Annotated in this window: 19 protein-coding genes; 11 read left to right on the top strand and 8 right to left on the bottom strand. The window is 65.3% G+C overall.

What is annotated here, in order from left to right; genetic code table 11:
* Positions 1-86: 86 nt before the first annotated feature.
* On the top strand, positions 87-995 hold the full coding sequence (locus RAH32_RS17835; protein ID WP_306609760.1) for a LysR substrate-binding domain-containing protein: 909 nt from the start codon (positions 87-89) through the stop codon (positions 993-995).
* Between the two features lie 87 nt (positions 996-1,082).
* On the opposite strand, the gene RAH32_RS17830 is transcribed toward RAH32_RS17835, so the two are convergent.
* The 6 genes from RAH32_RS17830 to denD all read right to left on the bottom strand — a co-directional run bounded on the left by RAH32_RS17830 (position 1,083) and on the right by denD (position 7,995).
* Entirely contained in the window at positions 1,083-2,966 is a 1,884-nt protein-coding gene (locus RAH32_RS17830; RefSeq protein WP_306609758.1) for a pyrroloquinoline quinone-dependent dehydrogenase, read from the bottom strand.
* 4 nt (positions 2,967-2,970) lie between these two features.
* The gene (locus RAH32_RS17825; protein WP_306609756.1) at positions 2,971-3,276 is read right to left on the bottom strand and encodes a hypothetical protein; all 306 of its coding nucleotides are present in this window, start codon (positions 3,274-3,276) and stop codon (positions 2,971-2,973) included.
* Positions 3,277-3,543: 267 nt separating this feature from the next.
* On the bottom strand, positions 3,544-4,311 hold the full coding sequence (locus RAH32_RS17820; RefSeq protein WP_306609754.1) for an SDR family oxidoreductase: 768 nt from the start codon (positions 4,309-4,311) through the stop codon (positions 3,544-3,546).
* Between the two features lie 36 nt (positions 4,312-4,347).
* Positions 4,348-6,126 (bottom strand): IlvD/Edd family dehydratase, encoded by a 1,779-nt coding sequence (locus RAH32_RS17815; protein WP_306609752.1) that lies wholly within the window; start codon positions 6,124-6,126, stop codon positions 4,348-4,350.
* The gene (locus tag RAH32_RS17810; RefSeq protein ID WP_306609750.1) at positions 6,119-7,015 is read right to left on the bottom strand and encodes an NAD(P)-dependent oxidoreductase; all 897 of its coding nucleotides are present in this window, start codon (positions 7,013-7,015) and stop codon (positions 6,119-6,121) included. The genes RAH32_RS17815 and RAH32_RS17810 overlap by 8 nt, the downstream gene beginning before the upstream one ends.
* Positions 7,012-7,995 (bottom strand): D-erythronate dehydrogenase, encoded by a 984-nt coding sequence (gene denD / locus RAH32_RS17805; RefSeq protein WP_306609747.1) that lies wholly within the window; start codon positions 7,993-7,995, stop codon positions 7,012-7,014. The genes RAH32_RS17810 and denD overlap by 4 nt, the downstream gene beginning before the upstream one ends.
* A 97-nt stretch (positions 7,996-8,092) precedes the next feature.
* On the opposite strand from denD, the gene RAH32_RS17800 reads away from it, so the two are divergent.
* The 7 genes from RAH32_RS17800 to RAH32_RS17770 all read left to right on the top strand — a co-directional run bounded on the left by RAH32_RS17800 (position 8,093) and on the right by RAH32_RS17770 (position 15,466).
* A complete protein-coding gene (locus RAH32_RS17800) occupies positions 8,093-9,559 on the top strand; it encodes an FAD-binding oxidoreductase (RefSeq protein WP_306609745.1) in 1,467 nt (488 codons plus the stop codon).
* A gap of 29 nt (positions 9,560-9,588) precedes the next feature.
* Positions 9,589-10,308: a FadR/GntR family transcriptional regulator gene (locus RAH32_RS17795; RefSeq protein WP_306609743.1), complete on the top strand. Its 720-nt coding sequence runs from the start codon at positions 9,589-9,591 to the stop codon at positions 10,306-10,308.
* Between the two features lie 128 nt (positions 10,309-10,436).
* A complete protein-coding gene (locus RAH32_RS17790) occupies positions 10,437-11,597 on the top strand; it encodes a fumarylacetoacetate hydrolase family protein (protein ID WP_373429736.1) in 1,161 nt (386 codons plus the stop codon).
* Between the two features lies 1 nt (position 11,598).
* The gene (locus RAH32_RS17785; RefSeq protein ID WP_306609739.1) at positions 11,599-12,144 is read left to right on the top strand and encodes a TRAP transporter small permease; all 546 of its coding nucleotides are present in this window, start codon (positions 11,599-11,601) and stop codon (positions 12,142-12,144) included.
* On the top strand, positions 12,141-13,418 hold the full coding sequence (locus tag RAH32_RS17780; protein ID WP_306609737.1) for a TRAP transporter large permease: 1,278 nt from the start codon (positions 12,141-12,143) through the stop codon (positions 13,416-13,418). Before RAH32_RS17785 ends, RAH32_RS17780 begins: the two co-directional genes overlap by 4 nt.
* Before the next feature lie 32 nt (positions 13,419-13,450).
* Positions 13,451-14,464 (top strand): TRAP transporter substrate-binding protein, encoded by a 1,014-nt coding sequence (locus RAH32_RS17775; protein WP_306609735.1) that lies wholly within the window; start codon positions 13,451-13,453, stop codon positions 14,462-14,464.
* Positions 14,465-14,545: 81 nt separating this feature from the next.
* Positions 14,546-15,466, top strand: coding sequence for a DMT family transporter (locus RAH32_RS17770; RefSeq protein WP_306609733.1), 921 nt, complete (start codon positions 14,546-14,548; stop codon positions 15,464-15,466).
* 24 nt (positions 15,467-15,490) lie between these two features.
* On the opposite strand, the gene RAH32_RS17765 is transcribed toward RAH32_RS17770, so the two are convergent.
* Positions 15,491-16,597 carry a YihY/virulence factor BrkB family protein gene (locus RAH32_RS17765; RefSeq protein ID WP_306609731.1) on the bottom strand — a complete coding sequence of 369 codons (1,107 nt, stop codon included), beginning with the start codon at positions 16,595-16,597 and terminating at the stop codon, positions 15,491-15,493.
* A 232-nt stretch (positions 16,598-16,829) separates the two neighbouring features.
* On the opposite strand from RAH32_RS17765, the gene RAH32_RS17760 reads away from it, so the two are divergent.
* The 3 genes from RAH32_RS17760 to RAH32_RS17750 are packed head-to-tail and all read left to right on the top strand — an operon-like array spanning position 16,830 to position 19,207.
* Positions 16,830-17,771 carry a hypothetical protein gene (locus tag RAH32_RS17760; RefSeq protein WP_306609729.1) on the top strand — a complete coding sequence of 314 codons (942 nt, stop codon included), beginning with the start codon at positions 16,830-16,832 and terminating at the stop codon, positions 17,769-17,771.
* Positions 17,764-18,195, top strand: coding sequence for a phage holin family protein (locus RAH32_RS17755; RefSeq protein WP_306609727.1), 432 nt, complete (start codon positions 17,764-17,766; stop codon positions 18,193-18,195). The genes RAH32_RS17760 and RAH32_RS17755 overlap by 8 nt, the downstream gene beginning before the upstream one ends.
* Complete coding sequence (locus tag RAH32_RS17750) at positions 18,185-19,207, top strand: DUF3618 domain-containing protein (RefSeq protein ID WP_306609725.1); 1,023 nt, start codon at positions 18,185-18,187, stop codon at positions 19,205-19,207. The genes RAH32_RS17755 and RAH32_RS17750 overlap by 11 nt, the downstream gene beginning before the upstream one ends.
* A 536-nt stretch (positions 19,208-19,743) precedes the next feature.
* On the opposite strand, the gene treS is transcribed toward RAH32_RS17750, so the two are convergent.
* Positions 19,744-21,813, bottom strand: a complete 2,070-nt coding sequence (treS, locus tag RAH32_RS17745; RefSeq protein ID WP_306609723.1) for a maltose alpha-D-glucosyltransferase — start codon at positions 21,811-21,813, stop codon at positions 19,744-19,746.
* Positions 21,814-21,819 lie beyond the last annotated feature (6 nt).

Genomic DNA, 21,819 nt, shown 5'->3' with positions numbered 1-21,819 from the left:
TTTCCTTGAAAATGCGAAGAACGTTTGCAGCAGTCAAAGGACCATTTATAAAGCGGTGATTAGGTATTCTCATGTGAAGGCAGACGATGTCCCAGCCTCCCCTGAATGCACTGCGCGCCTTCGAGGCCGTGGCCCGAACAGGAAGCTTTCGCGCGGGCGCCGAGGATCTGTGCGTGACGCAATCGGCGATCAGTCATCAGATCAAGCACCTGGAAGACTGGCTGGGTGTGTCGCTGTTCGACCGCAGCGGGCGGACGCCACGCCTGCTGCCGCGCGCCATCGCCTTGGCCCGCGATCTCACGACGGCTTTCGACGGAATCGATGCCGCGTGCCGCCGGGCAAGGCCCGCATCGGCAGAGGGGGCAGTGGTCGTGGCGGCGATCCCCTCGGTCGCGGTCTGCTGGCTGATCCCCCGGCTGCCCCGGTTCCGGGCCTTGCATCCCGATGTCCAGTTGCGCGTGATCTATGCCCATCATGGCCACGAGATCGACTTCACGACCACCGATGTGGCGTTCACCTTTGCGGATACCCGCCCCGTGGCCGAGGGCATCCTGGCCGAACCGTTCCTGTCCGGGCGCAGCGTTCCCGTCGCCAGTCCTGCCCTGGTCGGGACCGATCCCGTCGCCCTGTCCGCCGAATGGCTGCTGGGGGTGGGGCTGTTGCATGACAGCGACCTGTCGGGCTGGAAGACATGGCTGGCGCGTGCGGAAACGGTTGTGCCTGACCGCCTGCCAGGAGCCATCTTCGAGGACTTCAACCTGTTGCGCGCCGCCGCCCTGGCGGGACAGGGAGTGGCGCTCTGCTCTCTTGCCATGATCGGGCCGGACCTGAAGGAAGGCCGGCTTGTGCAACTGTCGGAAACCCCGGTTCTGGAGGAGTTCGACTATTATCTGATCCGGTCCAATCTGACGCCGCGGGATGCAGGCAGGAGGCGGGCGCGCGAAGCCTTCCTGGCATGGGTGGGACAGGAACGGACCGGCAGTCCGGTCCCCTAGCACGCCCTCGGGACCCATTGTTCAGGACACGAAGGCGAGGATTGTCATAGCCGCCCTCTGCACGCGGCTGCCAGCCTTTCGCTGCCCTTATTCCGGCAGGGCGAAGGCAACCAGCTGGTCGGCGACCTGCGGCTTGATGATGGAATTGCCGCCAACCGCAAAGACCACATATTGCCGGCCCTTGTAGTCATAGACAGCCGGGTTCGAGACCGCCGGGGCATCGACCTGGGCCTTCCACAGAACCTCGCCAGAGGATGCATCCAGCGCCCTGACCCGCGCGTCCATGGAGGCCCCGATGAAGATCAGCCCGGACGCTGTCACGACCGGCCCGCCGATGGTGGGCGAGCCCCAGCTTTCGGGCATGTAGAAGCCCCATTTCTGGACCTGCCCGAAGGGCACCTCCCACAGCGTCTCGCCGGTCTTCAGGTCGATGGCGGTCATCAGGCCATAGGGCGGCTTCCAGCAGGGCATCCCGAAGGGGTTCAGGAAGTTTTCCAGCCGGAAGCCGAAGGGGGTGCCAAACATCGGGAACAGGCCGCCCTCGGCCTCGCTGCCGCCCGATGTCATGGTCTCGTATTCCTCGCGCTCGATCAGCTGATAGATCTGCGCCACGCGGGAACTGTTGACATAGAAGATGCCCGTTTCGGGATCGACCGCCCCGCCACCCCACTGCATTCCGCCCGCCGTGGCGGGAAAGGCCAGCGTCCCCTGCAGGCTGGGCGGGGTATAACGGCCGTCATAGCGCAGCTCCTCGAACCGGCGCGAGCAATAGCCAAGGGACGCGATGTCGGCCAGGCCGAAGACCCCGCCCCAGTCGTCGCCCGTCGTCGAGGCAGGAAGCGTGGGAACGGGCTGGGTCGGGGCGGCGACCTCGCCCTCGACATCCGATGCCGGGACGGGCCGTTCCTCGATCGGGAAGATCGGCTCGCCGGTCAGGCGGTTCAGGACGAAGGCAAAGCCCATCTTGGTCGGCTGGACCAAGGCGGGCGTCGCCCCGCCCTCGGCCGGGATGTCCACCAGCGTGGGGGCCGAGACGGTGTCATAGTCCCAGATGTCGTGATGGACCAGTTGCCGCGACCAAACGGTTTCGCCTGTCTCGCCGTTCAGGGCCGTGACCGAGGTCGCAAGCGGGATCGGGTCCAGGCGCGTGCCGCCATAATAGTCGGCACTGGGGCTGGACACGGGCAGATAGACCAGCCCGTTTTCCTCGTCCACGGACATGGCGGTCCAGACATTGGCGGTGCCCGTCGTGCCGTCATAGCCTTCGGGAATGGAATAAAAGCTCCACTCCAGTTCGCCGGTGCGCGCGTCCACGGCAAAGACCGATCCCAGCGGGTTTTCGGCGTCATACCAGTCCTTTCCGGCCCAGCCCAGCAGCAGCTTGTCGCGGAAGACCGTCGGCGGCTGCAACTGCGACAGCGGGAAATTGGCGTCAGGCTTGTTCCACTGGTTCACGTTCAGGATGCCGCCATCGCCGAAATCGGCGCAAAGCTGACCCGTGTCGGCATCGACCGCGTGAAGATGGGCGTCCATGGTGCCGATATAGACGCGCTTGGCGCAGGGACCGGATGCCCCGGCGTCTTCCCAATAGGTCACGCCGCGGTTCTTCAATTCCGGCTGCGTCAAGGGTTTCAGCACGGTATCGTCCGGGGCATAGGTCCAGACGACCTCGCCCGTGTCGGGCCTGACGGCGAAGATGCGATAGAACGGCGTGCCGACATACAGAAGGTCGTTTGCGAGGATCGGCGTGGCCGACCACACAGTGCCCACCAGTTCCCCCGATCCGTCGGAAACGTCGCCGGTATGGATCTCCCATGCCTTTTCCAGATCGCCGACATTCTCGGGCGTGATCTGGGTCGAGGCGGAATATTTCTGCGCCATCGCATTGCCGTGGAAGGTCTTCCATTCGGTCTGCTGGGCCTGCGCGGTCGTGACCATCAGCAATGCCGGAAGAAGAAGGATCCGCCCCATGTCGTCACCTCGCGATCAGGATGAAGATCAGCCACGCCACAAGCGTCAGCGCAACGGCCAGCATGATCCAGCCCTGCATCAGGAACCAGGCGCAGACCAGCGTCAGAAGCCCGCCGATCAGGATCATGACCGTGATGAAGGTGCGAAACCGTCCCGGCGCCATGCGTCCGACCAGAAGCGAGGCCGCGACCAGGGCCGCCAAGCCCAGGATCGCCAGGCCCGCGCCGGGCGTGCCGGCGATGCCGGAGCCGTGCTGGAAAAAGGCAAGCACGGCGACGATCAGGCCGATCGCCGCCGGAATGGCCATCATGTTGGAGACGAGTTCTTCCTGAACACGGTCCCCGGATCGAGAGGACGCGGACATGGGCACCTCATGAATTGCAAGCCGTTCCACCGGCCCGATGCCAGCGGGATGAGAAAGCCCAATCCTGCACCACGCCCAAAGGTTCCCCCGGGGTGTCACCGGTGACCGGGAAGGGACCCCCGGGACTTCAGCTCATGGAGATGCCGCCGGACCCTTGTCAGGGACGCGGCCTGTCGGGCCGACCATGATCGCCTCGGCCCCAATCTGCGCGCCCTAAAGCACCGAGGTCATTCCCCCATCGGCATAGATGATCTGCCCGGACACATAGCTGGATGCGTCCGAGGCGAGATAGATCACCGTGCCTGCCAGTTCCCTGGGCAGGCCCCAGCGGCGCATCGGCGTGCGTCCCTTGACCCAGGCGTCGAACTCGGGGTTCTCCAGCAGGGCCTTGTTCATTTCCGTGACCATGTAGCCCGGCCCGATGGCATTGGCCTGGATGCCCTTTTCGCCCCATTCGGCGGCCATTGCCTTGGTCAGCATCACGATCCCGCCCTTTGCTGCGGTGTAGGGGGCAATGGTGGCGCGGGCCATGTGCGAGTTGACCGAGCCGATGTTGATGATCTTGCCCCGCCCGCGCGCGGCCATGCGGCGCGCAGCCTCGCGGCCGATCACGAAGGCCGAGGTCAGATTGATGTCGATCACCCGGCGCCAGTCGGCGCTGTCCAGGTCCAGCATCGGGCGGCGGAACTGGATGCCCGCGTTGTTCACCAGGATATCGACATCCACGCCGTCGGTATCCAGTTGCCGGAACGCGGCGACAATGGCCTGTTCGTCGGCCACGTCAAAGGCAAGCTTCAGCACGTCATGCCCGTCCGCGCGCATGGCGGTGGCCGCGGCTTCCAGCCGGTCGGGATCCTGGCCGTTCAGGATGACGCGCGCGCCCGCCCCGGCCAAGCCTTCCGCGAAGGCCCGGCCCAGTCCCCGAGACGAGCCGGTGACAAGCGCCGTCCTGCCCGTCAGATCAAACAGCGAGATGGACATGGATAAAGCTCCTTCAGGGTCTGGTCCGGGCCCCGGTCAATGGTTGTGCCGGGGCAGCGTCGCGCTGATGCGGCGGAAATCCTCGGCGCCCCGGATGGTCGCGCCGTCTTCAAGCTGCGTCACCGTTTCGCGATAGATCCGCTGCCAGGGCGTCGCCGAGGGCGGCACGGGCGGTAGCCCCTCGGCCCGACGGCGGGCGATCTCGGCCTCGTCCACCAGCATGTCGCAGCGGCCCTGGTTCAGGTCGATGCGGATGCGGTCGCCGGTGCGCAGGAAGGCCAGCCCGCCCCCCGCCGCGCTTTCCGGCGAGGCGTTCAGGATCGAGGGGCTGTCGGCGGTCCCCGACTGCCGCCCGTCGCCCAGGGTGGGCAGGCTGCGGATACCGCGCTTCAGCAGGCGGTCGGGCGGCTGCATGTTCACCACCTCGGCCGCGCCGGGCCAGCCCAAAGGTCCGGCGCCGCGGATCACCAGGATCGAGTTCTCGTCGATGGGCAGGGCCGGGTCGTTGATCCGGTCGTGATAGTCGGCCGATCCGTCGAAGACGAAGGCCGTGCCCTCGAACACGCCCTCGTGGCCCGGCTGGCACAGGTAGCGGGCGCGGAAATCCTCGGAAATCACGCTGGTCTTCATGATCGCGAAGTCGAACAGGTTGCCCTTCAGCACCAGGAAGCCCGCGCGGTCCATCAGCGGCGCGTCGAAGGGGCGGATCACCTCTCGGTCGGTGGCCTCGCGGCCCACAAGGTTCTCGGCCATGGTCCGGCCGGTGACGGTGGGGCAGTCGCCCTCCAGCAGGCCCGCCTGCATCAGTTCCCACATGATCGCAGGCACCCCACCCGCGCGGTGGAAGCGTTCGCCCAGATAGGCGCCCGCAGGCTGGACATTGGCCAGCAAGGGCACGTCATAGCCGTGGGTCTGCCAGTCGGACGGATCAAGCGCCACGCCTGCGTGCTTGGCCATCGCCATCAGATGCGGCTGCGCATTGGTGGACCCGCCGATGGCCGAGTTCACCCGGATCGCGTTCAGGAAGGCCCCGCGCGTCAGGATCTGCGACGGGCGCAGGTCCTCTCGCACCAGCTCCACGGCGCGCAACCCGGTGCGATAGGCGATCTGCCCCCGTTCGCGATAGGCGGCGGGGATCGCGGCGCAGCCGGTCAGCGACATGCCAAGCGCCTCGGCGATGGCGTTCATCGTGGAGGCGGTGCCCATCGTGTTGCAATGGCCGATGGACGGCGCGCTATCCAGGGCGGTCTGCAGGAATTCGTCGCGGCTGATCTCTCCGGCGGCGTATTTGCGGCGGGATTGCCAGATCACCGTGCCCGACCCCGCCAGCTTGCCTTCGTGCCAGCCGTCCAGCATCGGCCCGCCCGACAGCACGATGGCAGGGATGTCCACCGTCGCCGCCGCCATGATGGCCGAGGGCGTGGTCTTGTCGCAGCCCGTGGTCAGCACCACCCCGTCGAAGGGATAGCCGTAAAGCAGTTCCACCAGGCCCAGATAGGCCAGGTTGCGGTCAAGCGCGGCGGTGGGACGCTTGCAGTTTTCGAACAGCGGGTGACTGGGAAATTCGATGGGGATGCCGCCGGCGTCGCGGATGCCGTCGCGCACCCGCCGGGCCAGATCCAGGTGGTGCCGGTTGCAGGGGTTCAGGTCGCTGCCCGACTGGGCGATGCCGATGATGGGCCGGCCCGACCGCAATTCCTCGGGTGTGGTGCCATAGTTCATGAACCGTTCAAGATAAAGCGCTGTCATGTCGGCATGGTCGGGATTGTCGAACCAGTCTTGCGAACGCAGGCGGCGGGGCGGGTTGTCAGTCATCGGTCGTCCTCGCTTCGGGATGCGCCCCATTCATCGCCTCGAGATGAAGCAGCAGCCCGCTGTGGTCTGTGTCGCCGTGGCCCGAGGCCACGAAATCGCCGAAGGCCGCCCGAACCGTTTCGGTCAGCGGCAGGGCCAGCCCCGCGCCCGCCGCCAGATCCGCGACGGCGTTCAGGTCCTTCAGTTGAAATCGGGACGATCCGCCGGGTGCGAAGTCCCGCGCGATCATCCGGGCGCCATGCAGGTCCAGGATGCGGCTTTCGGCGAAACCGCCGCGGATCGCCTCGCGGAACCTGGCGCGGTCGGCGCCGCCGGACGACACCAGCACCATGGCCTCGGCCACGGCGCCGATGGTGATGGCCACGATCTGCTGGTTCGCCAGCTTGCAGACCTGCCCCGCCCCGGCCGGGCCGACATGCGTCATGCGGCCCAGCGGCGCCATGACATCGGCGATGCGAGCGATCACCGCAGCCTCGCCCCCGGCCATCAGCGCAAGCGTGCCGTTCTCGGCCCCCGCGACGCCGCCCGACACAGGGCAATCGACCGCATGAATGCCTTTGGCGGCCAGGGCATCGGCATGCTCGCGGGCCTGTGCGGGCGCGATCGAGGAGGTGTCGATCAGGATGGCGCCCTTGCGCATGGCATCGGCGGCGCCGCGCGAAAACAGGACATCCGCCACGGCCGCGCCGTCGGCCAGCATCGTGAAGGCAATCTCGACATCACGGACGGCCTGCGCGGGATCAGAGGCAAGCACCGCGCCTGCGTCGGCCAGCACCTGCGCCTTTTCGGGGCTGCGGTTCCAGACGGTGACGTGGTGGCCCGCCGCCAGCAGGCGCCGGACCATTGGTGCGCCCATCAGCCCGGTGCCAAGAAACGCGATGCGGTTCATGTCGCGCCGCCCAGTTCATCTTCGACATGCACGCGGATGATGTCGTCGAAGCTGTCTTCCGAAACAAAGCCCAACTGGCGTGCGCGCGTGGCCTCGAAGCCCGGCGCCCAGCCTTCGCACATGCGGGTGATGACCGGGTCTGGTTCGCGGCGGATCAGCCGGACCGCATCATTGCCGGCGACGCGGCGAAGGGCTTCGATCTGGTCGCCCACCGTGGCGCTGACGCCCGGCATCGACAGGTTGCGGCGCGGCCCCACAAGGGACAGGTCCATGGTGGCTGCGTGAACCATGAAGCCCACCGCCGACCGGGGCGAGGTATGCCAATGCCGGACGCTGTCGGGCACTGGCAGGACGGCCTCTTGCCCGACCAGGGGTTCGCGCAGGATGCTGGAGAAGAAGCCTGACGCCGCCTTGTTCGGCTTGCCCGGTCGGATACAGATCGTGGGCAGCCGGATGCCGATTCCGTCCAAGAAGCCGCGGCGGGTGTAATCGGCCAGCAGCAACTCGGAAATCGCCTTCTGGGTGCCATAGCTTGTCAGCGGAGTCGTGTGGAAGTCGTCCGGGATCGGGTAAGGCAGCGGTGCCCCCATCACGGCAATGGACGAGGCGAAGACGACGCGCGGGAAATAGCCCTCCGCGATGTGGGCAAGACGGATTGCCTCGAACAGGTCGCGGGTCGAATCCAGGTTGATCCGGTAGCCCTTCTCGAAATCCGCCTCGGCCTCGCCGGACACGATGGCGGCAAAGTGGAAGATCACGTCGGGCCGCGTCTGGATCAGTTGCGCCGCAGTGCCCTGTGCCGACAGATCCGCCGCGATCAGCCGAACCTTGTCCGCAAATCCCTCCGGCGCTTCGGGCGCGACCACGTCAACCAGGGTCAGCGCCTCCAGCGGCTTTCCCCCCAATTCCCCCATTTGCACCAGCCGCTGCGTCAGCTTTCGGCCCAGCATGCCGGCGGCACCGATGGTCAGGACATGCATTCGCGCGCTCCTCATTAGATCCTGGTGGAAAATCTCTCGGCTTAGATTAGTATGGTTGTCTGATGACCTGCAAACATAAATATCTGAAGGCCCGGCGATGATCGAAGCACACGGACTGCCTGACATGGCGGCTGAAACCACCACAGATGCCGAAGGCCATTGCCTTGCGGACAGGCTGGCCGGAATGCTGGGCGCCGATATCGTGATCTCCGGCGACGCCGTCCTGCCTTATTGCCGTGACTGGCATGGCGACGTCCAAAGCAGCGCGATCGCGGTCCTGCGCCCGCGCGACACCGCCGAGGTGCAGGCCTGCGTCCGCGCGGCCGTGGCCTTGGGCTTGCAGATCGTTCCGCAGGGCGGCAATACCGGGCTGGTCTTGGGCGCCCTGCCCGACCAGCCTGCACGGCAGGTGGTCGTCACCCTGGAAAGAATGTCCCGCATCCGCTGCCTCGACCCCGACAACTTTTCAGCCGTGGTCGAGGCGGGGGCGGTTCTTGAACAGGTCAAGGAGGCCGTGGCAGCAGTAGGCCTGTATTTCCCGCTGACCCTTGGCGCGCAGGGCAGTTGCCAGATCGGCGGCAATGTCTCGACCAATGCGGGCGGGGTGAACGTGCTGCGCTATGGCATGACGCGCGAACTTGTCCTGGGGCTGGAGGTCGTGCTGCCCGACGGCCAGCTGTTCGACGGGCTATCGCAGCTGCGCAAGGACAACAGCGGCCTCGACCTCAAGCAGCTTTTCATCGGCGCGGAGGGCACGCTGGGCATCATCACCGCTGTGTCGATCAAGCTGCTGCCCGCGCCCGACAAGGTCGCCACCGCCCTGGTCGCCCTGTCCCGGCTGGAGGACGCGATCGAGCTTTACCGCCGCGCGCGCCGGGATTGCTGCGACCTGATGTCGGCCTTCGAGTTCATGCCGCCGCTGGCCATCGACCTGGCGCGAGAGGCGATGCCGGATCTGCCGATCCCGCTGGAGGCGACCTATCCCGCCTATGTCCTGATCGAGATCTCGGGGTCGGGACTGGTCGATATCGACGACCTGATGCATCGCTTTCTGGAATCCGCTTTCGAATCCGGCCTTGCCGTCGATGGGGTCGTGGCCCAGTCGCAGGCGCAGGCCCGGAACCTTTGGGCGATCCGCGAGGGCATGAACCTGGGCCAAGCCCAGCGTGGCCGGCACCTGCGGACAGACGTGTCGGTGCCGCTGTCGCGCCTGGCCGATTTCGTGGCCGAGGCCGAGGCCGCGATCACGGCGCGGATGCCGGGCTGCACCTGCGTGTCCTATGGCCATGTCGGCGACGGCAACGTGCACCTGAACGTCCTGCCGGACTTCGCGCAGGGCCCCGCCGGGGTCGAGGCGCAGATCCTGGCGGCCAAGAAGATCGTGAACGAGGTGCTGGATCGATACAGCGGGTCGATCAGTGCGGAACATGGCATCGGGCGGCTGAAGAAGGCCGATTTCGACAACCGCCTGCCTGCGGTAAGGCGTCATCTTCTTGGGCTGGTCAAGAATGCGCTAGACCCGAAGATGACGATGAACCCGGGCTGCCAGACCGATCCGTCCTGACCGGGCGATGGCAACCCCCACAGGAGCTGATGATGAGCGGCGATTTTACCCAGATCATGCGGACGGAACACCTGCCGACCCGGATCGCGACGCAGTTCTCGCGGCAGATCCAGAAGGGCGCGCTGAAGCCGGGCGACAAGCTGCCCACCGAACTGGCGCTGTCGAAAAGCTTCGGGGTCAGCCGCACCGTCATCCGCGAGGCCATCGCGCAATTGCGCAACGAAGGCATGATCGAAACCCGCCAGGGCGTCGGCGCCTTTGTGATCGAGCGTCCGGCCCGACACATCCGCCTGGACGACGGAGGGCAGATGGACAAGCACGCCTTCCGCGACCTGTTCCAGTTGCGCGTCCCGCTGGAAATCGAGGCCGCCGGCCTGGCTGCGGTCTATCATCGTCCCGAACATCTGGAGGTGATGGACCAGGCGCTGGTGCGCATGAACGACACCGGCGAACGCGCGAATGACGGCATCATCGCCGACCTGGACTTTCACCGGACCATCGCGATGGCGACCGGCAACGACTATTTCGTGCAGTTCCTGGGCGCCATTTCGGACCGGATCATGCAGACCATCGTCGCATCGCGGGAGCTGCTGCAACTGACGGAAATCGTGGCGATCGTCAGCCGCGAACACCGCGCCTTGCGCGACGCCATCGCCGCGCGCGACCCGCTGCGCGCGCGCGAAGCCATGCGGGAACACATGCGCAATTCTGCCGAGCGGGTGGCCCTCAAGCTGGAGGTCTATGACTGAGGCCGACTGAAAACACAGGGAAGTTTGTCATGGACAAGTCGGTTTTCCCCTCGTTATGGTCCTATCATACGGTTGTCTGACATCAACCGCAGGTGCTGGAGGGCACCGAAGGGAGGGAACACGTGGCTTTGCAACAGGCCCTAAGCGCATCCGCGCTTTTGCCCGATGACGAGAATCGCGCGACGCTGCTGGCGCGCATCTGGTCGGACCGTCAGGGCGGCCCCTGCCCCGCCGTCCTGCGCAAAGGCCGGCTGTTCGATCTGACGGGAATTTCGGCCACGATGTCGGGCCTGCTGGAGCGGCACGACCTGGCAGCGGCCATCGCCGCGGGCGACCTGCCCGATCTTGGCGCCCTGGACGACTTTCTGGACGGAACGGCGGGACACCTTCTGGCGCCGGTCGATCTGCAGGCCGTCAAGGCCGCAGGCGTCACCTTTGCCGACAGCATGCTGGAACGCGTGATCGAGGAACAGGCCCGCGGCGACAGCGCCCGCGCCCAGGACGTGCGCGCCCGCCTGGCGCCGGTGATCGGGGACAGCCTTCGCGGCGTCCGGGCCGGGTCGGACAAGGCCGGGCAGGTCAAGGCACTGTTGCAGGAAATGGGCCTCTGGTCGCAGTATCTGGAGGTCGGCATCGGCCCGGACGCCGAGATCTTCACCAAGGCCCAGCCCATGTCGGCGGTCGGCTGCGGCGACAAGGTCGGCATCCATCCCATGTCCGAATGGAACAACCCCGAACCCGAGGTCGTGCTGGTCGTGCGGTCGGACGGCACGATCCTGGGTGCCACGCTGGGCAACGACGTCAACCTCCGCGATGTCGAGGGGCGGTCGGCCCTGCTGCTGGGCAAGGCCAAGGACAACAACGCCTCTTGCGCGATCGGTCCTTTCATCCGCCTGTTCGACGACGGCTTCACCCAGGGCGACCTGGACCGGCTGCGCGTGTCGCTGCGGGTCGAGGGCGAGGACGGCTTCGTGATGACCGGCGAAAGCCCGATGGAGGCGATCAGCCGCAGCCCGGCCGACCTGGTCGGCCAGCTTCTGAACCGCTCGCACCAGTATCCCGACGGGGCGGTGCTGTTTTTGGGCACCATGTTCGCCCCGGTCAAGGACCGTCGCGGCGCGGGCCAGGGCTTCACCCACGAGGTGGGCGACCGGGTCGAGATCGCGTCCCCCCGCCTGGGCCGGCTGGTTAACTGGGTGGACCGGACCGACCGCTGTCCCCCATGGGACTTCGGCGTCGGCGCGCTGATGCGAAACCTGGTCGGGCGCGGCCTGGGCGAAAGGATCTGACATGGCAAGGGCGGTGCAGTTGTTCTTCCGCTTCCTCGACATCCTTCTGGCGCTGTTGCTGGCAGGAATGGCGCTGATGGTCTTTGTCAACGTCGTCATGCGCTATGCCATGAACTCGGGCATCGCGGTGTCGGACGAGCTGTCCCGCTTTGCCTTCGTCTGGCTGACCTTCATCGGCGCGGTCGTGGCGCATCATCACCATCAGCACATGGGGATGGAGACCGTCGTCGCCCGGTTCGGCCGCCGGGGCCGCACCGTGCTGATGGGGCTGTCCGACCTGCTGATCCTGGGCTGCGCGGGTGTCCTGACCGTGGGCACCTGGAAGCAGCTTCCCATCAACGCCAGCATGAGCGCGCCGGTTACGGGCCTGTCGATGGCCTGGGTCTATGGCATCGGCCTGTTCACCGGCATCGGCATCATCGTCATCACGGCCGAACGGCTGTTCCGCCTGCTGACCGGCAGAATGACCGATGCCGAGATCAACGGCTTCGGCGGGGATCATGACGACACCCTGCCGGACGGCAGCACCCGGGGACACATGGAATGACGCTGCTGGTCTTTATCGTCTCGCTTCTGGGGGCCATGGCCATCGGCGCCCCGGTTGCATTCGCGCTGATCTTCTGCGGCGTGGTGCTGATGTCCTACATGGGCATGTTCAACACCCAGATCATCGCCCAGAACATGCTGATCGGGGCCGACACCTTCACGCTGCTGGCGATCCCGTTCTTCATCCTTGCGGGAGAGCTGATGAACGCGGGCGGGCTGTCCAGGCGCATCATCGACTTTGCCATCAGCTGCGTGGGCCATATCCGGGGCGGCCTGGGCCTTGTGGCGATCATCGCGGCGGTCATCATGGCCTCGATCTCGGGTTCGGCCGCGGCGGACACGGCGGCACTGGCCGCGATCCTGATCCCGATGATGGCGCGCGCGGGATACAACGTGCCCCGGTCAGCCGGGTTGATCGCGGCGGGGGGCGTCATCGCGCCGGTGATCCCGCCGTCGATGGCCTTCATCATCTTCGGCGTGGCGGCCAATGTGTCGATTTCCAAGCTGTTCATGGCGGGCATCGTGCCGGGCGTCCTGATGGGCCTGTCGCTGGCCGTGACCTGGATGATCGTGGCCCGCAACGACCGGGTCGAGACCCTGCCCCGCGCAAGCTGGGCCGACCGGGGCCGCGCCTCGGGACGGGCGATCTGGGCCCTGGGGATGCCGGTCATCATCCTGGGCGGCATCAAGCTGGGCGTCGTCACCCCGACCGAGGCCGCCGTGATCGCCGCCTTCTATGCCCTGTTCGTCGGCATGTTCGTGTATCGCGAACTGAAGCTGGCCGACCTGCCCGCCGTGCTGATCGCGGCCGGGCGGACCACGGCTGCGATCATGTTCCTGGTCTGCGCGGCCCTTGTGTCGGCCTGGCTGATCACCGCCGCCAACATCCCCGCCGAGATCACCGGCTATATCGAGCCGCTGATCGAGAACCCCAAGCTGCTGATGCTGGCCATCATGATCCTGATCCTGATCGTCGGCACGGCCCTGGACCTGACGCCCACGATCCTGATCCTGACCCCGGTGCTGATGCCGATCATCGCCAAGGCGGGCATCGACCCGATCTATTTCGGCGTCATGTTCATCATGAACTGCTGCATCGGGCTGCTGACGCCGCCGGTGGGCGTGGTGCTGAACGTCGTCAGCGGCGTCGGGCGCGTGCCGCTGGGCAAGGTGATCATCGGCGTCTGGCCGTTCCTGATCGCGCAGATCCTGGTGCTGCTGCTGCTGGTCGCGTTCCCCAGCATCGTGATCGTTCCGGCAAACTGGTTCTATTGACCAAAGACCAAACGAAAATGGGAGGAGATACCATGAAACATACCATCCTGACCGCCGCCCTTTGCGCGGCCACGGCACTGACCGCCGCCGGGCCGGCCCTGGCCCAGTTCCAGGAACGTACGTTCCGGGTGTCGAACGGCATCAACGAAGACCACCCGGTCAACACCGGGATGCAGGCGATGCAGGCTTGCCTGGACGAAAAGACCGGCGGCAAGATGAAAATGCAGGGCTTCTGGGGCGGCGCGCTTGGCGGCGACCTGCAGGCCACGCAGGCGCTGCGCAGCGGCCTGCAGGAAGCCGTCGTGACCTCGTCCTCGCCGCTGGTGGGGATGGTGCCTGCGCTTGGCGTCTTCGATCTGCCCTTCCTGTTCCGCACCCCGGAGGAAGCCTATGCCATCATGGACGGCCCCTTCGGCGACATGCTGAACCAGAAGCTGGACGAGGTGGGCCTGGTCAATCTGGCCTATTGGGAAAACGGCTTCCGCAACATGTCGAACTCTCAGCGGCCGATCACCCAGTGGGAAGACTTCGAGGGGATGAAGGTTCGCGTGATGCAGAACAACATCTTCCTGGACACCTTCTCGAACTTCGGGGCCAACGCGACGCCGATGGCCTTCGGCGAAGTCTTCTCGGCCCTGGAAACCAAGGCGATCGACGCGCAGGAAAACCCCTATGTGACCATCGACACCTCGAAGTTCTATGAGGTGCAGGAATACATCAGCGAGACGAAGCACGCCTATACGCCGTTCCTGTTCCTGTTCTCGAAGGCGATCTTCGACACCTATTCGCCGGAAGAACAGCAGGCGCTGCGCGACTGCGCGATCGTCGGGCGCGATGTGGAACGCGAGGCGATCCAGAAGCTGAACCAGGAGTCGCTGGCGAAGATGCAAGAGGCCGGCCTGCAGTTCAACACCATCTCGCCCGAGGAGCAGGAGGAGATGCTGGAGAAATCGCAGGTCGTCTATGAAAAGCACAAGGACGCCATCGGCGCCGATGTCGTGGACCAGGTGCAGGCAGCCCTGGCGGACCTGCGCGCGGGCAACTGACCCGGCAGCTTCAAGACAGCCCGCGGCGCCGGTGACGACGCCGCGGGCATGACAGAAAACGGGCTTGGGGCGGGATTCTGGATGTCAGGCAATCTGGCCGGCGCGCTGCTGATGCTTTTGGGCATGGCGGCCTTCGCGCTGAACGACACGATCGGCAAATGGCTGGTGGCCGATTACGGTGTGGCGCAGGTGATCCTGCTGCGATCCCTTGCGGCCTGCCTGCTGATGGCGCCCTTCTTCCTGCGCGGCAAGGGCATCGTGGCGCGGGTCAAGTCGGCCCCCCGCCCGGGCCTGCAAGCCCTTCGCGCGATCTGCGCCACGGCCGAGGTGTTCTGCTTCTACCTGGCCGTCTTCTATATGCCGCTGGTCGACGTGATGGCCTTCTGGATGGCCGCGCCGATCTATGTCGTCGCGGTGTCCCCGCTTCTGCTGGGCGAGAGGGTGTCGGCAAAGACCTGGACCGCCGTCGCCGTAGGCTTTGCGGGCGTCCTGATCCTGCTGGCCCCGTCGCTGCAGGTATCCGGTCTGGGCGTCCTGTTCGCCCTGCTGGGCACGGCGGCCTTCGCGGCCATGGTCATCCTGGGCCGGTCCCTGCGCGAAACCCCCGACCGCGACCTGGTGCTGTTCCAGCTTGCGGCCGCACTGGTGGCGGGGGTGCTGCTGGCGCCCTTCGACTGGCAGCCGGTCCGGTCCGCGGGCGACCTGGGCCTGCTGTTCCTGCTGGGGCTGGTCGCGACGGGGGCGCATATGCTGGTCACGCGGTCGCTGAAGCTTGCGGATGCCTCGGTGGTGGCGCCGCTGCAATATTCGCTGCTGGTCTGGGGCGCGCTGCTAGGCTTCATCGTGTTCGGCGATGTTCCTGCCACCGGCATGATCGCAGGGGCGGCCCTGATCGTGGGTTCCGGCCTGATCGTCCTGCGCCGCACCCAGCGCGAGGACGAGGCCGCCCGTTCCAAGGCGCCCGCCCCCGACTTGGCCGAGCCGCAGGATACCGCCGCCTGACAGTCGCCCGTCAAGCAGCCCTTGTCAGCGGTTTCGCCGCAACATCTTCCAGGCCGCATTTCCCATCAGCACCATCGCCAGGGACAGGTCGGTCGTCGGTGAAGTCGCCGCGGCTGCGTTCCGCGCCCTTCGCCCACGGTTCTGTCCAGCCCGGCCCTGCCCGGACCGGCCCTGTTCGGCGGGCGGGGGCGTGTCGGCCTTGACCGCGTCGCGCTGACCCATGGGCAGGGGTGCGCCACTTGTCGTATCCTTTTCCGTCTGCTGCTCTGTCTCGGCGTTCAACTCGGCGCCGCCAAGGATCACGAAGGCTGACAGCCACAGCCAGGTCAGCAGCACGATCACGCCGCCCAGGGTGCCGTAGGTTTCGGTATAGCTGCCGAAATTGCGGACATAGATCGAGAAACCGAGGGTGCCGACGATCCACAGCGTCGTCGCGACAACGGCGCCGATGCTGATCCACCGCCATTTCGGCTCCGCACGCGAAGGACCGAACCGATAGAGTGCCGCCAGTCCCAGCATCGCCAGCGCCGCCATCAAGGGCCAGCGCAGGACGTTGACCACGGTTTCGAGGATCGGTGGCAGGTTGCCCCAGGCAACCAGTGACGGCAAAAGGATCATCAGCCCCAGCCCCGCCGCAGTCCCAAGGATCGCGCCGATCGTGATCGCCAGGGCGGTCAGGTAAAGCTTGATGGTGCTGCGCGTTTCTTCCTCGTCATAGGCGATGTTCAGCCCTTCTATCAGGGTCATTACCCCCTTCATGGCGCCGTAAAGGGCCACCGCCACCCCGAACAACGCGACCAGGCCGGTCCCTGTCTGGCTGCCGCTTGTGACTTTCGTGACCTGATCCTGCAGGATCCCGGCAGCTTCCTCGGGCAACATCCCCACCACGGTTTCCAGCTGGCCCGCGATGTCCGCCGGATCAAGAACCAGCCCTGCAATCGACACCAGCGCCGCGATGGCGGGAAAGAGGGACAGCAGCGCGTAAAAGGCGACGCCCGCCGCCACGACCGAGATGTGGTCACGAGAAATCTCGTCCTTGACCCGCCACAGGATCTGCTTCCATCCGGCGGCCGGAATGCGGGCAGGCGTCTCTGCGCTTCTGCCAGGATTGTTGCGATCGTGTCGTGACATAGCGTGTTCCTTCACTACCGGTGCGGCGCTGCGGAGTGGGCGTTTTTGCAAATCCCCGGGAAAGCATACTGCCTTGCTGCGGTTGGAACGCGCGGGAAGCAGCCGATGGTTCCATGGACGACCTTGCCAAGCTGCATTGGAACATTTGCCAAACTGGGTCGTTGTGAACCCTATGACAAGGTTGGGGCACCGTATCCTCGGCAACGAAATCTCAGATATCGGGAGGCTTCCCATGCACTCAGAAGATCACAAGACCTCGGAAGGAAACAACCAGTCCACATTGGGCAGTCTTAAGGAGCAGGCAGGCGAAAAGGTCAGCCAGGCTGCCGACACCCTGAAACAAGAAGCCGCGAAACGCGAGAAAGGTTTTCGCGGCGGACTTTCCAAGCAGGCGGACCAACTGGCCTCGGCCTTGCGATCCGCCAAGTCCGAAATCGATCCCGATTCCAGCATCGGCAGGATGTTCGATTATGCCGCCGACAGCGTCGGCAGCCTTGCGCAGAACATGAAATCCACGGACACGACCGATATCGTGCACGGCGTCCGCGACTTTGCGCGCGAACGTCCAGGCGCATTCCTGGGCATCTGCGCGCTGGGAGGCTTTGCGGCAGCACGCTTCCTGTTGGCCAGTGCCCCCGAGGGCCATCGGAACGGCACCGGCAGCCAAAGCGGCTCCAGCTATCCGGGCAGCTCATCAGGCTCCAGCTACTCTGGCAGTTCGTCGCGGTCACATGCGGCGATGGGTGGGTCGGGCAGCCAGGCGCGCGCCATGACCGGCAGCATGTCCGGGTCAAGCCAGGCCGGGACCGGGACGGGACAGGCTGGCATGGGCCACAGTGGAACCGGCGGTTCCGGCACCTCTACCGGGTATGGAACATCCGGCACCCCCGCGGGCGGTGGCTCGTCCGGTTCCGGGCTGTCATCCACCAGCACGGGTGGTACCGGATCCGGGACCACGCCCCCGCGCAGCACCGCCGGAAGCATGTCGCCCGCAATGGGAACCTCCGGCAGCGGGATCGGCGGCAGTGGCGCGGGCAGCGAGATTGGCGGTGATCCGTCGGCGCAGTCTTCCCGCACCGGCAGCACCGGAGGCACCGGAGGCACCTCTGGAGCCCAGGGCCAGTCTTATCGCAATGCACCCGCCACTGATCGGAATGGAGGCCGAGATGTCTGATTATTCAAACGATACCGGACGCGTCGACGATCCTGTCCGGTCGCATAACCCCGCGTCGCTGGCATCCGAAGCACTGCGCCTGTCGGGCGAACTTGTTCGCAAGGAAGTCGCCTTGGCCAAGGCCGAGGTCAGCCAGAACATCCAGCGGGCCGGTGTCGCGATAGGCTTTATCGCCGCCGCGGGGGTGATCGCCATCGTCACCATCAACGTGCTGGTGGCGGCACTGGTCGCCGCGCTTGCCGAAACCGAGCTTGGTCCGATCTGGAGCGCGGTCATCGTGGGCGTCGTGCTGGCGGTGCTTGCCTACATCCTGCTGCGCAAGGGCACGAACGACCTGAAGCCCGAAGCGCTGATGCCGTCCCGCACTGTCCAGAACGTGCAGCGCGACGCGCAAACCATCAAGGGGGCCTACAATGACAAATGAGACGGACAATCCAGAACGCATCGAGCGTGAGATCGAGCAGGACCGGAATGCGCTGCGCCGCACCCTGGACGACCTGCAGGATGAACTGTCGCTGGACGGCCTTGCGCGCCGCCTGACCGACAAGTTCCGCGAGAACGGATCCGAATGGGCCAATACCGCCAGCGATGCGGCGCGTTCGAACCCGGTGGCGCTTGCGCTGACGGGGGTGGGTCTGGCCTGGCTGATTTTCGGCCGCGGCTATGATCCCACGCATCGGGCGATGGATTACCGTTCCCGTCGCCGTGACAGCGACTGGGACAGACCAAGCGAGCCTTATGCCGTCAGCACCACAGGAAGCGACATGGCGGGGCCCGGCAGCGTCAGCAGATCGTCGTCATACACGACATCAAGGCCGGACCGCTGGGACAGCACTGGAAGCGGCAGTCAGCACAACGCTTCGGGCAGCAGTTCCGGGCATGGCGGGATGGCTGAAACCGTGCGCCAGAAGGCTTACGACTGGAGGGACCGGATCAGCGGCAGCACCAGCAGCCTGCATGACCGGTTGAGCGAAGGAACCGAAGGTCTGAGCGAAGAGGCTCGACGCCGGGTTTATGACGCCCGCCGCCGCGCAGTCGATGCCCGGGACAGTGCGGCAAGGCGCCTTCGTGAAAGCAGCCGCACCGTTTCCAAGGGCTATGACAGCGAACCCCTGATCTTTGGCGCTGCGGCGGCCGCGATCGGTGCCGGCCTTGCCTGCCTGTTGCCACGGACCCGGCAAGAGGACGAGATGCTTGGCAGTTACAGCGATCAGTTGTTCCATGAAGCCGAAAGCATCTTCGAGGAAGAAAAGGCCAAGGTTCAGAATGCCGTGTCCGCCGGTCTCAATGAGGCAAAATCGGCCGCTGCACAGGTGACTGCGGCAGCGAAGGAAGAGCTGACCAAAGGCGGCAGCGACAGTTCCAGCCAAGGCTCGGATACTGATTCCACTTCGAAGTCCGGCAGCCAGTCCGAACGCCTCGGCTCTACATCCTGATAGCAGGACTGTAGCGGCTGCTATGCCAAAGTTGATTGCGCTGCGGTTGGAGCGCAATCAACCGACCCCAAGCCGCCATCCTTGGTTCGACGTTGCGATGCCAACCGTTTTCCCGCATTTCAATGAACTGCCCGCAGCGTTCCCGAGGCTGCGATACGGGACCGCTGCCGGCGGCTTTCGTCCGTGCGCAGGTTCGTGAAGGCCGCGACCGCATAGCGATGCGGCAGCCCTGGAGGCAGCGCAACCCATGTCGCGCGGGACCAGCCGTCCCCTGCCCACCAAGGCCGATCCCTATCTGCGAATACCGCCGTCGGAGCGGAATCATCAACGGTGTGATCTTTCAAATACCCTGAAACAAGGCGATGCTGCACAGCAAAGCACTTGGCTTGCAGGCGGACGGCCGCTTTGACCGCGTGTTCGTCGCGAGGTCCTGGTGTGGTAGCCGCCCTCGACGCCGCCAAACACGCATCGCCGCCATTCCGACCGTGATGCGACCGGCTCGGCGACCGACAGGGCGACCTACGCGGCGGCTCTTTCTAAAGCGATGGCAAGGTGCTGACGATGCGCAGCGAAAGTCCCTCGTAGGGGCTGAGCCTGATCGCAAGGGCACCGTCTTCGTGCAAGTCCCCCACGATCGTCTCTGCGACCATATCGACCACCGGGCCGGGCGGAACGTCGGTCAGCAGGACGACCTCTTCTATCGCCTCGCCGCTAAAATTCAGCGCGGTGACCTGTGTTCCCCGCCCGTTGGGCAGGACATGCACCATGACCAGAAGACCTGCTGCGGAAACGTCGGGTATATGGGTTTGATGGCTTGCAGCAAGGCCATAGGATTCCCGGACCGCAAGAAGACGCCTGAGCTGCGATGCGAAGGAGTCCGGTTGTTCCAGTTGTTCGCAGATCGACCCATAAAGGGAGCGGGCGCGCGGTATGCCATCTGGTGAAGAGACCTGGTCCGACGCCTCTCCGGTGAGGTCATATGCTCCGCGTTCGATCCAGCGCGTATCGCCGTCCGACATGAGAGCCTGCACTTGCGTGGGGTCAAGGGGCAGCGCACCGACCAGATCCCAGCCCGACAAGGCAAACACCCCCGGCTGAAACGCATTGTACATGACAAGCAGCAGGTGAACCTTCTTGATAAGCTGGATATCCTCGTCGGTGATCTCGTCCAGGTCGGAAATGCCAAGGGCGGCGGTGATCACGCTTGCCGTCGTGCAGGCAATCCCGTTGGTTACGAAGGGAAGGTTGTAGGGGGCGTTGGTTCCCGTAAGCCTTTCCCGGATTTCATCGCGCAGATGCATCCGCAACGTCCGCCCCTGCCAGGTCTGGCCCGCAAACGTATAGATGTCGTCTGCATGCAGGGTCCAGAAATGGACCAGTTCCGTGGTCAGTTCATCGTGGTTCTGCAGGGCATGGATCAAGGATGCCGGGTCGATGCCGAAATCATGCACCATCCTAAGCATCATGCGCAGGAACTCCGTATCGCCGGTCAGAAGCGCATGGTGATAGGCAGGTCTGGTGATGAAGTCATAGGACAGATCCGCCCCGCCCTTCGACATCGTGGCGATGTCGTCCACGGTAAGGTTCAATTCCTGGAACGAAAAGCCCCCGGCCTTTCGGATCATGCCGGCAAGCAATGCGTTTCCGGTGACGGACAGGGGATGGCCTTCCGACCAGGCGGGACCGTCGGTCCGGCGCTCGACGCCCAGGAACCCGTTCGCGTCGAGCCGCAGCCCCCGTGCGCCCATCTGGTCGATCGAATGCAGCGCATCGCCGATGATCATCTGTTGCGCCGCAAAGGAGGGATCGAGCCAGTTCAGGCTGGGCTGGCCTTCCTTGAAATAGTGCAGGTAAACCCAGCGGCGAACCTTTCCGTCCACGCCGACGACAGGACCCGTCACGCTCCAGTCGGTTTCCTTGACGCCCGGCTCGAAGAAGATGACACGCTGCAATTGCCCGACGATCAAGCCGCGTTCCTTGAGATGATCGACGATCGCGGGCGACAGGTTGACGGCATCCCGCCCTTCGGGAACTTCGGGAAGAACCGGCCATTCCTCCTCGGGAACCTCCACCATGTGATAGAGGCCGGGATAGCCGGAATGGTTCATTTCAGCCAGGCGGAAATCGGGACCCTTGCCGGTATGGGCAGGGATCACGTCGTCGATCACGACGGCATTATGGGCGGCTGCCATGCGACTGATCGCCTGGAATTCCTCTGTCGCGCCGAAGGCAGGGTCCGTTCCGAAGCCGGTCCGATCGAAGTTCCCGTCGATCGTCGGCGTATATCTTCCGTCCTTGTATCCCCCCGCCTGCTTGGTGGGACCGGTATGGATCGCCCGGACCCCCATCGAAGCCAGCGCCGACCACAGCTGGGGATCGCCGAGCGCACCAAGAACCGATTGGCCAGGGCGGGTGATCACGGAAGGCGGATAGGCCGTGAACCATACCGGAGCGATCGCGGAAGCAGCACGGGGCCGGGAATCTGCATAGGGATTTTGCCACATCCGCCCTTTGCCGCCGTAGTTTTCGGCCAAGCGACGTGCCTGATGAAGCATCGATAAGGAGACCAGCTTATCAATCATATCGCTGTCGGGCGCTGTGGTCATAGTATG

Origin of the sequence: Paracoccus yibinensis (genome assembly GCF_030846195.1) — a bacterium.
Taxonomy (GTDB): Bacteria; Pseudomonadota; Alphaproteobacteria; order Rhodobacterales; family Rhodobacteraceae; genus Paracoccus; species Paracoccus yibinensis.
This window is presented reverse-complemented; position numbering and strand designations above follow the sequence as displayed.

Bases quoted from the DNA above. Each gene is read 5' to 3' on its own strand.
- RAH32_RS17835 (WP_306609760.1), top strand. From the start codon at position 87: ATGTCCCAGCCTCCCCTGAATGCACTGCGCGCCTTCGAGGCCGTGGCC.
- RAH32_RS17830 (WP_306609758.1), bottom strand. From the start codon at position 2,966: ATGGGGCGGATCCTTCTTCTTCCGGCATTGCTGATGGTCACGACCGCG.
- RAH32_RS17825 (WP_306609756.1), bottom strand. From the start codon at position 3,276: ATGATGGCCATTCCGGCGGCGATCGGCCTGATCGTCGCCGTGCTTGCC.
- RAH32_RS17820 (WP_306609754.1), bottom strand. From the start codon at position 4,311: ATGTCCATCTCGCTGTTTGATCTGACGGGCAGGACGGCGCTTGTCACC.
- RAH32_RS17815 (WP_306609752.1), bottom strand. From the start codon at position 6,126: ATGACTGACAACCCGCCCCGCCGCCTGCGTTCGCAAGACTGGTTCGAC.
- RAH32_RS17810 (WP_306609750.1), bottom strand. From the start codon at position 7,015: ATGAACCGCATCGCGTTTCTTGGCACCGGGCTGATGGGCGCACCAATG.
- denD (WP_306609747.1), bottom strand. From the start codon at position 7,995: ATGCATGTCCTGACCATCGGTGCCGCCGGCATGCTGGGCCGAAAGCTG.
- RAH32_RS17800 (WP_306609745.1), top strand. From the start codon at position 8,093: ATGATCGAAGCACACGGACTGCCTGACATGGCGGCTGAAACCACCACA.
- RAH32_RS17795 (WP_306609743.1), top strand. From the start codon at position 9,589: ATGATGAGCGGCGATTTTACCCAGATCATGCGGACGGAACACCTGCCG.
- RAH32_RS17785 (WP_306609739.1), top strand. From the start codon at position 11,599: ATGGCAAGGGCGGTGCAGTTGTTCTTCCGCTTCCTCGACATCCTTCTG.
- RAH32_RS17780 (WP_306609737.1), top strand. From the start codon at position 12,141: ATGACGCTGCTGGTCTTTATCGTCTCGCTTCTGGGGGCCATGGCCATC.
- RAH32_RS17775 (WP_306609735.1), top strand. From the start codon at position 13,451: ATGAAACATACCATCCTGACCGCCGCCCTTTGCGCGGCCACGGCACTG.
- RAH32_RS17770 (WP_306609733.1), top strand. From the start codon at position 14,546: ATGTCAGGCAATCTGGCCGGCGCGCTGCTGATGCTTTTGGGCATGGCG.
- RAH32_RS17765 (WP_306609731.1), bottom strand. From the start codon at position 16,597: ATGTCACGACACGATCGCAACAATCCTGGCAGAAGCGCAGAGACGCCT.
- RAH32_RS17760 (WP_306609729.1), top strand. From the start codon at position 16,830: ATGCACTCAGAAGATCACAAGACCTCGGAAGGAAACAACCAGTCCACA.
- RAH32_RS17755 (WP_306609727.1), top strand. From the start codon at position 17,764: ATGTCTGATTATTCAAACGATACCGGACGCGTCGACGATCCTGTCCGG.
- RAH32_RS17750 (WP_306609725.1), top strand. From the start codon at position 18,185: ATGACAAATGAGACGGACAATCCAGAACGCATCGAGCGTGAGATCGAG.
- treS (WP_306609723.1), bottom strand. From the start codon at position 21,813: ATGACCACAGCGCCCGACAGCGATATGATTGATAAGCTGGTCTCCTTA.